Origin of the sequence: uncultured Rikenella sp., from assembly GCF_948810725.1 — a bacterium.
Taxonomy (GTDB): domain Bacteria; phylum Bacteroidota; class Bacteroidia; order Bacteroidales; family Rikenellaceae; genus Rikenella.
In genome coordinates this window covers 1-12,025 of the sequence record NZ_CAQIVA010000053.1, presented here as the reverse complement: position 1 = coordinate 12,025, position 12,025 = coordinate 1, and the positions used below count along the sequence as shown (strand labels likewise).

At 59.5% G+C, this 12,025-nt stretch carries 7 protein-coding genes; 5 read left to right on the top strand and 2 right to left on the bottom strand.

Going from position 1 to position 12,025, the window contains the following annotated elements; translation table 11 throughout:
- The first annotated feature begins 727 nt into the window (after positions 1-727).
- The 4 genes from Q9S52_RS09575 to Q9S52_RS09560 all read left to right on the top strand — a co-directional run bounded on the left by Q9S52_RS09575 (position 728) and on the right by Q9S52_RS09560 (position 6,262).
- Entirely contained in the window at positions 728-3,664 is a 2,937-nt protein-coding gene (locus tag Q9S52_RS09575; RefSeq protein ID WP_294593017.1) for a TonB-dependent receptor, read from the top strand.
- Positions 3,665-3,788: 124 nt separating this feature from the next.
- Positions 3,789-4,736 carry a quinolinate synthase NadA gene (gene nadA, locus Q9S52_RS09570; RefSeq protein WP_297627635.1) on the top strand — a complete coding sequence of 316 codons (948 nt, stop codon included), beginning with the start codon at positions 3,789-3,791 and terminating at the stop codon, positions 4,734-4,736.
- A gap of 27 nt (positions 4,737-4,763) precedes the next feature.
- A complete protein-coding gene (locus Q9S52_RS09565; RefSeq protein WP_304708948.1) occupies positions 4,764-5,507 on the top strand; it encodes an ABC transporter permease in 744 nt (247 codons plus the stop codon).
- Positions 5,504-6,262 carry an ABC transporter ATP-binding protein gene (locus Q9S52_RS09560; RefSeq protein WP_304708947.1) on the top strand — a complete coding sequence of 253 codons (759 nt, stop codon included), beginning with the start codon at positions 5,504-5,506 and terminating at the stop codon, positions 6,260-6,262. Before Q9S52_RS09565 ends, Q9S52_RS09560 begins: the two co-directional genes overlap by 4 nt.
- 415 nt (positions 6,263-6,677) lie before the next feature.
- On the opposite strand, the gene Q9S52_RS09555 is transcribed toward Q9S52_RS09560, so the two are convergent.
- Positions 6,678-9,209, bottom strand: coding sequence for an adenosylcobalamin-dependent ribonucleoside-diphosphate reductase (locus Q9S52_RS09555; protein WP_304708946.1), 2,532 nt, complete (start codon positions 9,207-9,209; stop codon positions 6,678-6,680).
- A 119-nt stretch (positions 9,210-9,328) separates the two neighbouring features.
- Positions 9,329-9,685, bottom strand: a complete 357-nt coding sequence (folB, locus tag Q9S52_RS09550; protein WP_294593004.1) for a dihydroneopterin aldolase — start codon at positions 9,683-9,685, stop codon at positions 9,329-9,331.
- A gap of 376 nt (positions 9,686-10,061) precedes the next feature.
- Here folB and Q9S52_RS09545 point away from each other — a divergent pair, with 376 nt between their 5' ends.
- Positions 10,062-11,729 carry a glutamine--tRNA ligase/YqeY domain fusion protein gene (locus Q9S52_RS09545; protein ID WP_297628794.1) on the top strand — a complete coding sequence of 556 codons (1,668 nt, stop codon included), beginning with the start codon at positions 10,062-10,064 and terminating at the stop codon, positions 11,727-11,729.
- The last annotated feature ends 296 nt before the right edge of the window (positions 11,730-12,025 follow it).

Sequence of the window (12,025 nt, the reverse complement as noted above, 5' to 3'; positions counted from 1 at the left end):
AAAGAACAGGCGCGCGAAAAAAAAGTGGTGCGCAAAAAATCCGTCGCCCGCCCGCGTAATGGGCATATTCTGCCGGTTGGCGGAGAGCCAATCCGGCAAGAATTGCCGCGGGCGACGTTTAGGAGTAGATACGCCCATCTTTCGAGTGCCGAGCGGCACCGGCGGAGCGAAAGCGGAGCCGCAGTGAGGCGGACACGGGGCGGAGAACAGGGACGAGCTTTGGGCTGTGCTCGTTCTTCGGGCGGAGTATGGGGCTTGTATCTATGCGGTGGATTGGGCTGAACCGTTAGCCGAGTTCCGGCGACCTTTAGGTCGCCGGCCTCGGCGAGAGCGACGCTTTAGCGGCGCGTGGGGGGGGCGCGCCGAGGACGAACCCAACGGATTGGGGTAATAAAAAAATGTTGCTTTTGCGGTTCGTAGAACCGCCGGGCTTGCGCGCTGGGCCTTCGGCCCACCCCCGGAGCGCGCAGCCCGAAACCGAAAGAATTGGGACGGTGAATGGGTACTTTGCTCTTGCGACCCAACGGGTCGCGCGGGCCGAAGCCTCCGACCGCGGAGGGACGCACAGCGTCTTTTGCTGCCAGCCTCTACCCCAAACCCCGCAGGCTTCGACCCACTTAAACCAACAATGAGTAGTGCGATTCCACGAGGACGAACCCGCCCCACCCCGCGCGCATAAACGGAAAATTCATTCAAAACCAGAGATAACGTAAACGTGATTTGTAGCATGAGAAGAGTAATCGGATGGGTCGGATTGCTGTTATGGCCCGCCCTGGCAGCCGCAGCCCCCATCACCATCAAAGGGAAAGTAATCGGCAGCGACGACGGCAAACCCATCCCCGGAGCCTACGTCATGATCAACCCCACCGAGCCCGACGTAGCCAAACGCACCGTCCTGACCGGTCTGGAAGGCGAATTCACCATCGTCAGCCGCGAGAAAAGCACCACCCTCAGCATCTCGTTCATCGGCTACAAAGACTACCGCAAGCCGATCGACCCCTCGTCCGGTCGCACCGTCGACCTCGGCACCATTCGGATGCTCCCCGAAGCCATCACCACCAACGAAGTGAAAGTCACCGCCCAGGCCCCCATGGCCACCATGCGCGGCGACACCCTGCAATATAACGCCGCCGCCTTCAAGACCAACCCCGACGCATCCAGCGAAGACCTCCTCAAGAAGATGCCCGGCGTGACCACCGACGAAAACGGCGCCGTCGAAGTCCACGGCCAGACCGTCGGCAAAGTCTACGTCGACGGCAAAGAATACTTCGCCGACGACCCCGCCCTGGCCCTGAAGACCCTCCCGGCCGACGTCGTCGCCAGCATGCAAGTCTTCGACGACAAGAGCGACGAATCGAAATTCTCCGGATTCGACGACGGCGAACGCATCAAAGCCATCAACATCGTCACCAAAAGCGGCGTCAGCTCCAGCGCCTTCGGTAAAGTCTACGCCGGCTACGGCACCGACAACCGCTACTCGCTGGGCGCCGCCGCCAACATCTTCAACCCCACCCACCGGTGGACCATTCTCGCCGCGCGGAACAACGTCAACAACCAGGGCTTCACCCTGAACGACATCGCCAGCGCCATGACCGGGCGCCGCGGCGGCATGGGCGGCGGCATCGACGCCAGCCAGTTCACCACCGGCGTCCGCGGCGGTATCCAGACCACCACCATGGCCGGCCTCAACTACCAGGGCGACTTCTCCAAAGTGAAGATCAACGGCAGCTACTTCTTCAACAACGTCAACGCCGACATCTGGCGCGCCATCACCCAGAACTACAACACCGAAGGCAACCGCCAGTACTACGACACCACCGCCACCCGAGGCTACAACTACCAGCACCGCGCCAACCTGCGGATCGAGTGGAATCCCAACGAAACCAACCGCATCTTCTTCCGTCCGCGCGTCACCTACTCCACCAACCACGGCCACAGCGCCAACCTCACCAGCACCTGGCTCAACGCCATGGAGACCAACACCGCCGCCAACCGCTACGCCACGAAATTAGGCACCTACGACGCCTCCGCCAACCTCTTCTGGATGCACCGCTTCGGGAAAGCCGGTCGCACCCTCTCCGTCGGCGGCTCCGTCGGCGGCAGCAACGGCTGGGGCGACCGCACCCAGCAATCCGAATACGGCTCGCTGGACGAGACCGGCGACGAGACCGCAGAAGGCCTTTCGCTGCTCGACCTCTACACCAAAGCCACCGGCGACCTGACCTACAGCACCCTGAACCAGATCGGGACCCTCGGCACCCCCGGCTTCGACGCCTCCGGCCGCGTGAGCTACGCCGAACCCCTGTCGCCATCCTCCCGCTTGCAGTTCAGCTACCGCATCGGCTACGACAAGACCGACTCCAAGATCCTGAGCTACGACTGGGATCCGCTGCTGAACGAGATACTGGAGCTCGACCCCACCACCTCGAACCTCTTCAACCGCGACCAGACCCGCCATGCCGGAACCATCGGCTACAACTGGGTCAAGAAAGATAAGATGACCCTCAACGCCTCGCTCAGCTACCAGTACACCACCCTGAACGACGACGAGACCTACCCCCGCGAGCTGGAGAACCGCTACCACTTCGACGCCTGGCTGCCCCGCGTCCGTTTCGAATGGAAACCCACCAAGATGCAAAGCCTCCAGTTCGAATACCGCCGGAGCACCTCCACCCCGACCGTCAACCAGCTGCAAGACGTACTGAACGTCAGCAACCCCCTTCAGGTCTACTACGGTAATCCCGACCTGAAACAGAGTTATACCGACCGGTTGCAAGTCTCCTACAACATCGCCAACCCCGAGAAATCGACCAACTTCCACCTCTTCGCCTTCGCCAACCTCACCCAGGACTACATCGCGACCCACCGCCGCTACCTGACCGACGACGAAGAGATCAAAGGAATTACCGTCGTCAAAGGGGCCCAGGTCTCCACCCCGGTGAACCTCAACGGCTACGTCAACGCCAACCTCTTCGGCATCTACAGCTTCCGGATCCAACCCATCCGGAGCAACATGAACATCGGCTTCCGCTACCAATTCGCCAAGACCCCCTCGATGGAAGACCACGAGAGATACCTCTCGTACAGCAACCGGATGGGAATGAACCTCTCACTGACCAGCAACATCTCCGAGAACGTGGATTTCACCATCGCCTACCGTCCCTCGCTGAACTTCACCGTCAGCAAACAGAAAGACCGCGCCTCGGGTCAGGCCGACCGCACCTTCGACCGCTACATCGGCAACGACCTGGCCGCCTTCCTGAACGTCTTCCTCTGGAAAGGGCTCTTCATCAACGCCGACGCCACCTGGCGCAACTCCGTCGGGACACAGTCGAGCTACACCCAGCACTACGCCCTGCTGAACGCCGCCATCGGGTATAAGTTCCTGAAATACAAGCAAGCCGAAGTACGCCTTTCGGCCTACGACCTGCTGAACCAGAACCGCTCCTTCTGGCAGAGCAGCAACGCCACCTACACCCAGACCACCCTCACCCGGACACTGAAGCGCTACTTCATGCTCAGCTTCACCTACAAGTTCGACACCCGGAAAAACCGTTCCGCCGAAAACTACGGCACCAACGACCGTTCGAGCTGGCAGCGCGGGCCTCACGGAGGCGGCCCCGCAGGCCCGCCTCCCGGCGGTGGCCCCGGCGGACGCCGATAACCCTTCCGCGGCATACTATGCCCTCCATCCGCGCCGTTTCTCCTTCAACGAGGGAGCGACGGCGCTTTTTTATAACCGCTTTTATGGCCGCCGAACCCGCGGAAAATCGTATATTTGCCCTGTTATGGATGCTTTGAAAGAGAAAATCGACACCCTCCGCCGCGAGCGCAACGCCGTCATTCTGGCCCACTACTACACCGACTCCGACGTGCAGGACATCGCCGATTTCGTCGGTGACAGCCTCGCCCTGTCGCAGCGGGCAGCGACCACCGACGCCGACGTCATCCTCTTCGCCGGCGTCCACTTCATGGGCGAGACCGCCAAAATCCTCTCCCCTCGGAAGACCGTCCTGATGCCCGACATGGCCGCCGGCTGCTCGCTGGCCGACTCCTGCCCCGCCGACGAGTTCGCCGCCTTCATCGCCGCGAACCCCGGGCGAACCGTCATCTCCTACGTGAACACCACCGCCGAAGTCAAAGCCCTGACCGACATCGTCTGCACCAGCAGCAACGCCGTCGAGATCGTCCGCTCGCTGCCCCCCGACGAACCCATTCTGTTCGGGCCCGACCGGAACCTCGGCAACTACATCCGGAACATCACCGGGCGCGAGAACATGCTCGTGTGGGACGGCGCCTGCCACGTCCACGAAGAGTTCTCGCTCGAAAAGATCCTCGAACTGAAACAGGCCTATCCCCACGCCAAAGTGCTGACCCATCCGGAGTGCAAACGGCCCATCGTCCTCATCTCCGACTACGTCGGCTCGACCGCCGGCCTGCTGAAATACGCCGTGAACGACACCTCGACCGACACCTACATCGTCGTGACCGAACCCGGCGTCCTGCACCAGATGCGCCTCGCCGCGCCCGGCAAGACCTTCATCCCGGCCCCGCCGACCGACGCCGCCTGCGGATGCAACAATTGCAGCTTCATGAAACTCGTGACCCTGCCGAAGATCGCCGCCGCCCTGGAGACCCTGCAACCCGAAATCGTCATCCCCGAAGAGACCCGCCGGCGCGCCGAAGGCTCCATCCGGCGGATGCTCGAAATCTCCGAGCGCCTCGGCCTCGTCTAACCTCCTTTTTCTGAGCACAGCACGACCATGCGAATATTCAAAGAGACCGGCGAATACCTCACCCTGATGCGCAAAGTCTTCGCGCGCCCCGAGAAACTCTCGATCTACCGCCGCCGCACCCTGTTCGAGATGGAATCCATCGGCCTGAACTCGATCGGCATCGTCGCGATCATCTCGGTTTTCATGGGCGCCGTCGTCGTGATCCAGATGGCCAACAACCTCGAGAACCCCTTCATCCCGAAGATGCTCATCGGATACGCCACCCGAGAATCGATCGTACTGGAGTTCAGCTCCACGATCGTCGCCCTGATTCTGGCCGGGAAAGTGGGCTCCAACATCGCCTCCGAGATCGGCACCATGCGGATCACCGAACAGATCGACGCCCTGGAGATTATGGGCGTCAACTCCGCCAGCTACCTGATCCTGCCGAAAGTGGTGGCCTCGGCCCTCTTTTTCCCCCTGCTCACCATCATGAGTATGATCATCGGCGTCATCGGCGGCTACCTCGTCGTCGAGGCGACCCAGATATTCTCCCCCTTCGAATACCTCGCCGGGATTCGCTACGCCGTCAACCCCTTCTATATCAGCTACTCGATCACCAAAGCCTGCGTTTTCGGCATCATCATCTCCACCGTATCGGCCTACTACGGCTACTACGCCAAAGGCAACTCGCTCGAAGTCGGGCGCGCCAGCACCCGTGCCGTCGTGGTGAGCAGCATCGTGATCCTGATCTTCAACCTGATTCTCACCCAAATCATGCTGACCAAATGATACGTGCCATCGACGTCTGCAAATCCTTCGAAGGGCGGCCCGTTCTCGACCGGATCACCGCCACCTTCCAGCCCGGCAAGACCAACCTGATCATCGGCCAGAGCGGTTCGGGTAAGACCGTGCTGTTGAAATGCCTCGTCGGCCTGCACGAGATCGACAGCGGCCAGATCCTCTACGACGACCTCTGCTTCAGCGGCGCCCCGCTCGAAGTGAAGCGCGAGATTCGGCAGAAGTTAGGGATGATTTTTCAGGGCGGCGCCTTGCTCGACTCCTCGACCGTGCTCGAAAACGTGATGTTTCCGCTCGACCTCTTCACCGACATGTCTCAGAGCGAGAAGGAAGACCGGGCCGACTTCTGCCTCAAGCGCGTCAACCTGACCAACGCCGAACACCTCTACCCCTCGGAACTGAGCGGCGGGATGATCAAACGTGTGGCCATCGCGCGCGCGATCGTGATGAACCCCCAGTACCTCTTCTGCGACGAACCCAACTCGGGGCTCGACCCGAAGACCTCGGTCGTGATCGACAACCTGATCCAGGAGATCACCCAAGAGTACAACATCACGACCATCATCAACACCCACGACATGAACTCCGTGATGGAGATCGGCGACACGATCATCTTCATCTATCAGGGGAAAAAGTGGTGGGAAGGCTCCAAAGACGACATCCTCGCCGCCGACAACCGGGAACTGGAAGACTTCATTTTCGCCTCGGCAATGGCCCGCAAAGTGAAGCACATGCAACAGCGATAGACAGGGATTGGAAACACCCTCTTGACTTCGATTTTTTATATTTATATTGGAAACAATAGCGAAAGGGGGTGCAACACCCCCTTTGTTTTTGATCTGTAATTTATTTATATCCATCCGACCTACCCATCGCCCCGGGCTACCGCGACGCGGGCAATAACGGGCAGTTAGGCGCACTGACGGGTGTCGGCTACAACGGGTTCAGCTGGTCGGCCATCGCGAGCGACATCGGCGGCGTGTTCGTGGACTTCGGCACGCAGTACCTCAATCCCAGCGGCATGAGCAGCCATGCTCACGGTCTTCAGTTGCGTTGCCTCTCGGAATAAACGAACACACAGCACCGGAAACGATTCAGGGCCGGAATACTCCGGCCCTGAACCCCAAAACAAAACAAGGAATTTATACCAACCCTGCTTCATCAACCGCACTTCGAGTGTCCGCAATTCGTGCAGACCAGACACCCCTCCTGATACACCAGCGCCTCCTGCCCGCACTCCGGACACTTTTTGCCCCCCTTCGGCTTCGTCCCGTTCGGGATATACTTGTGCAGCGCCCTCGCCACCCCGTTTTTCCACGTATTGATCGTGTCGCTGTTGAGCCGGAGCGACGAAACCAGATTCACCACATCGATCGGCGGCATCCCCGTCCTCAGAACCCCCGAAATCAGCTTCGCATAGTTCCAGAACTCCTCGTCGAACAAGCGCGAAATCCCCCCCACCGAATTCACATACCCGTACTTATCCTTATATTGGAAATCATACCGTTTCGTCCCGTCCTTCTCGATCACCTTGATGATATTCCCCTTCTTGATCGTCTTCGGGAAATAGAGCGCATCCTCATCCACCTTCCCCGTAAATATCTCATACGGTTTGTGGTTGTAGAGCCCCACGAACGCAATCCAGTCCTCCGGCCCGTTCTTGAACCGCACCACATCCGCCTCCAGCGACATCGGTCGGCTGGCCGGAATCCCATCTTCCTCCTCCTTCTTCTTGTCCTTCTTGACCAGCACCCCCGCCCGGCTTCCGTCCCGATAGACCGTCACCCCCTTGCACCCCGACCTCCAGGCCGTCCGGTAGACCTCGTCCACCAACGCCTCCGTCACATCGTTCGGCAGGTTGACCGTCACCGAAATCGAGTGATCCACCCACTTCTGCATCGCCCCCTGCATCTTGACCTTCGCCACCCAGTCGATATCGTTCGACGTCGCATTGTGGTACGGCGACTCCGCCACCAATTTATCCACCTCCTTGTCCGACAGTTTTTTGATCTGTTCGTCCGTGAGCCCCTTATTGACCTTGACCCACGTCAGGAAATGGTGGTGATAGACATTGTACTCCTCCCACGAATCCCCCACCTCGTCCACGAAAGTGACATTCACCGACTTATCGCTCGGGTTGACCTTCCGCCGCCGCTTGTAGACCGGCAGGAAGACCGGTTCGATCCCGCTGGTCGTCTGCGTCATCAGCGACGTCGTCCCCGTCGGCGCAATCGTCAGCATCGCCACATTCCTTCGCCCCTGCTTCACCATCAGGTCGTACAGCTTCGGATCCGCCTCGCGAACCCGCTGAATCATCGGATTTTCCGCCTCTCTCGCCGCGTCGTACATCTTGAACGCCCCCCGTTCGCCCGCCATCTCGACCGAAGCCCTGTAAGCCTCCACCGCCAGCGTCTTCTGCAACTCCGCCGCGAACGCGATCGCCTCATCCGACCCATACCGCATCCCCAGCGCCGCCAGCATATCCCCTTCGGCCGTAATCCCCAGCCCCGTCCGGCGTCCCATCAGCGCCTTTTCGCGAATCTTGCCCCACAACTCCCGTTCCACCCGCCGAATATCCGCCGCCTCCGGATCCTTCTCGATCTTGGCGATGATCGAATCGACCTTCTCCAACTCGATATCGATAATGTCGTCCATCATGCGCATCGCCTTGCGCACATGCTTTTTGAACTTGGCCGTATCGAACCGCGCCTCCGGCGTAAACGGTTTGACCACATAGCTGTAGAGATTCAGCGCCAAGAGCCGGCAGCTGTCGTACGGACACAGCGGAATCTCGCCGCACGGATTGGTCGACACCGTCCGGAAGCCCAAGTCCGCATAGCAGTCGGGCACCGACTCCCGGATGATCGTATCCCAGAAGAGCACCCCCGGTTCCGCCGATTTCCAGGCATTGTGGACGATCTTTTTCCACAGCGCCGCCGCATCCACCTCGCCCGACACCATCGGCTTGTCACCCGTGATCGGGAACTGCTGCTTGTACGGTTTTCCGTCGATCGCCGCCTGCATGAACTCGTCGTCCACCTTGATCGAGACATTCGCCCCCGTCACCTTCCCCTGCTCCAGCTTCGCGTCGATAAAGCGCTCCGCATCCGGATGCTTAATCGATAATGACAGCATCAAAGCCCCCCGTCGTCCGTCCTGCGCCACCTCGCGCGTCGAGTTCGAGTAGCGTTCCATGAACGGCACGATCCCCGTACTGGTCAAAGCCGAGTTCAGCACCGGCGAGCCCGTCGGCCGGATGTGCGACAAGTCGTGCCCCACCCCGCCGCGTCGTTTCATCAGCTGCACCTGCTCCTCGTCGATGCGGATAATCCCGCCGTACGAATCCGCCGGCGTCTCGTGTCCGATCACGAAACAGTTCGAAATCGAGGCGATCTGGAGGTCGTTCCCGATCCCGGTCATCGGCCCGCCCTGCGGCACCGCGTATTTAAAGTGGTCGAGCATCCCGTAGATCTCCTCCTCGCTCATCGGATTGGGATACTTCTCCTCGATCCGCGCCAACTCGCGGGCGATCCGGCGGTGCATCTGCTCCGGCGAACATTCGTAAATCTTGCCGAACGAGTCCTTCAGGGCATACTTGCTGACCCACACCGTCGCCGCCAGCTCGTCGCCGTTGAAGTAGTCGCGCGCGCCGGCCACGGCCTCTTCATAGGAATATTGTTTAAGATCCTGCATGATATGTTTTGGTCTTGAATTTCGGTTTCCGGAGACAAAGGTAAGGCCCTTTCCGCCTGCCGAAATCACAGGGGCCAAAAACTTATTAACATTTAATTAATCGACTGTATATCACCCGATTAATCTTCCACCACCAGACTAACTTTCTCAACCTGACCGCCTAACGGCGGGTCGAGTTTCGAGACCTTCAACCGCAGGGCTCCCACGGCGGGAAACTCTGCCCGCAACGCCTCCACGATCCGCCCGGCGACGTGCTCGAGCAGGTGCGACGGAATCTCCATCTGCCGCCGCACGCTCTGATATACATCCAGGTAGCTGACCGTGGTCGCGAGCTCGTCTGTCCGGGCGGCCTCCGCGCTGTCGACTTCGAACCGCAGGTCTACCCGAAACCGGTTCCCTACTCTCTGCTCTTCTTCGTAATGCCCGTGATAGGCGTAAAACTCCATGTTCTCCAGCTCGATCACTGTCTTTTTCATAGCTTATCTATTTGATTCTTTCCAACAAAACTATCTGTTTTTTGTATGGAATCGGGAGGGTACCGTACCTTTTCTGAAGAAAAGGTACCCAAAAGACTTTCATGATAGCTACGCTACGCCTTACGCTCCGCAGTCCTCATTCTTCGTGATTGCTTTTGGGTCGGGGCAACGGCGCGCTTAATGAGAGTTAAACCCTATGCGCGCCGTTTGCTCCCGGCCCAAAGAAAGCCCGCGAGTTGGGCCGCCGGCAGCGGGAGGATGCGCAAGCATCCGTCTGAAGTTTTTTTGGTTCTTTTTGTTCACAAAAAGAACAGTTCCAGCCGGTCATACACACAAAAACAATATCTTTGTAAGATAGAACAAAGCGAACATTCCTATGGAAAGCACCGACAAGCTGAACTTCATAGAAGAGATCATCGAGCAATCGATCGCCGCAGGCGAGCCCCGCGTCCACACCCGTTTCCCACCCGAGCCCAACGGGTATCTGCACATCGGGCATGCGAAGTCCATCTGTTTGAACTTCGGGATGGCCAGGAAATACGGCGGGAAGTGCAACTTGCGATTCGACGACACCAACCCCGTGAAAGAAGACGTCGAGTACGTCGACTCCATCAAGGAAGACATTCGGTGGCTCGGGTTCGAGTGGGCCGAAGAGCACTACGCCTCCGATTATTTCGAGCAGCTTTATGACTGGGCCGTCGAGTTGATCAAGAAAGGCCTGGCCTACGTCGACGACCAGACCCAGGAAGAGATCAGACAGGGTCGCGGAACCGTAACCCAGCCCGGCGTCGACAGCCCGTACCGGAACCGTAGCGTCGAGGAGAATCTGCGCCTGTTCGCCGAGATGCGCGACGGGAAATACAAAGACGGCGAGAAAGTTTTGCGGGCCAAAATCGACATGGGACATCCCAATATGCTCCTGCGCGACCCGCTGATGTACCGCATCATCCACGCCCATCACCATCGGACAGGCGACAAGTGGTGCATCTACCCGATGTACGACTACGCCCACGGCGAGAGCGACTCCATCGAACGCATCACCCACTCGATTTGTACGCTGGAATTCGACGTCCACCGGCCGCTGTACGACTGGTTCATCGAGCAGCTGGGGATTTTCCCCAGCCACCAGTACGAATTCGCGCGGCTCAACCTGACCAACACCGTGATGAGCAAGCGCAAACTGCTGCAACTCGTCAAAGAAGGATACGTCTCCGGCTGGGACGACCCCCGGATGCCCACCATCTGCGGCCTGCGGCGGCGCGGTTATACGCCGGAATCCATCCGGATGTTCGCCGAAAAGGTGGGAGTGGCCAAGCGCGACAATGTCATCGACCTAGGCTTGCTGGAGTGGTGCGTGCGCGAAGACCTGAACAAGACCGCCTTGCGTCGGATGGCCGTGCTCAACCCCTTGAAAGTCGTGATCACCAACTATCCCGAGGGACAGATCGAACAGATCGAATGCGTCAACAACCCCGAAGACGAATCGGCCGGCCGGCGGAACGTGCCGTTCGGGCGGGAAATCTATATCGAACGCGACGACTTCATGGAAGAGCCCCCCAAGAAATTCTTCCGGCTCAGACCCGGAGGCGAAGTGCGGCTGCGGTACGGCTACCTCATCCGGTGCGACGAGGTCGTGAAAGACCCGGCCACGGGCGAAATCACGGAACTGCGCTGCACCTACGACCCCTTGTCGCTGGGCGGCGGCTCGTCCGACGGGCGGAAAGTCAAGGGGATTATCCACTGGGTATCGGCCGCACATGCGGTACCGGCCGAGGTGCGGCTGTTCGACCGCCTATTCGCCGTCGAAAATCCGGACGAGGTGACGACCGAGGGCGGCTCGTTCCTCGACAACCTCAACCCGGACTCCCTGAAGACCGTACAGGCCTACTGCGAACCGGCGCTGGCGGATGCCGTCCCGGGCGACAAGTTCCAGTTCGAGCGTCTCGGTTACTTCTGCGCCGACAGCGATTCGAAACCGGGCGCCCCGGTTTTCAACCGGACGGTGGGCCTCAAGGACTCTTGGGCCAAGATCGCCGCAAAATAACCGTAGGGTTATTTGTCTGACATTCTTTGTGCCGGACGGAACCGTACCTTTTCTGAAGAAAAGGTACCCAAAAGACTTTTGCAGAGGTCGTCCCACCGGGACGACCACGGGTTCTCTCCGCCTTGTTTCGTTGGGCTGGGATTTTCAGGCGCGGCGCGCGTGGGGTTCTATGCCCATTATTAGCGCGCCCGCCGAAAATCCAGCCCAACCCAATCGGGCAGACACGGCCAGAGCATCCCGTAGGGATGCGCTCTGAAGTTTTTTTGGTTCTTTTTGTTCACAACCGACGCTGCCAG

Excerpts from the sequence above, each read along its gene's own strand:
- Q9S52_RS09575 (WP_294593017.1), top strand. The coding sequence starts at position 728 with ATGAGAAGAGTAATCGGATGGGTCGGATTGCTGTTATGGCCCGCCCTG.
- nadA (WP_297627635.1), top strand. The coding sequence starts at position 3,789 with ATGGATGCTTTGAAAGAGAAAATCGACACCCTCCGCCGCGAGCGCAAC.
- Q9S52_RS09565 (WP_304708948.1), top strand. The coding sequence starts at position 4,764 with ATGCGAATATTCAAAGAGACCGGCGAATACCTCACCCTGATGCGCAAA.
- Q9S52_RS09560 (WP_304708947.1), top strand. The coding sequence starts at position 5,504 with ATGATACGTGCCATCGACGTCTGCAAATCCTTCGAAGGGCGGCCCGTT.
- Q9S52_RS09555 (WP_304708946.1), bottom strand. The coding sequence starts at position 9,209 with ATGCAGGATCTTAAACAATATTCCTATGAAGAGGCCGTGGCCGGCGCG.
- folB (WP_294593004.1), bottom strand. The coding sequence starts at position 9,685 with ATGAAAAAGACAGTGATCGAGCTGGAGAACATGGAGTTTTACGCCTAT.
- Q9S52_RS09545 (WP_297628794.1), top strand. The coding sequence starts at position 10,062 with ATGGAAAGCACCGACAAGCTGAACTTCATAGAAGAGATCATCGAGCAA.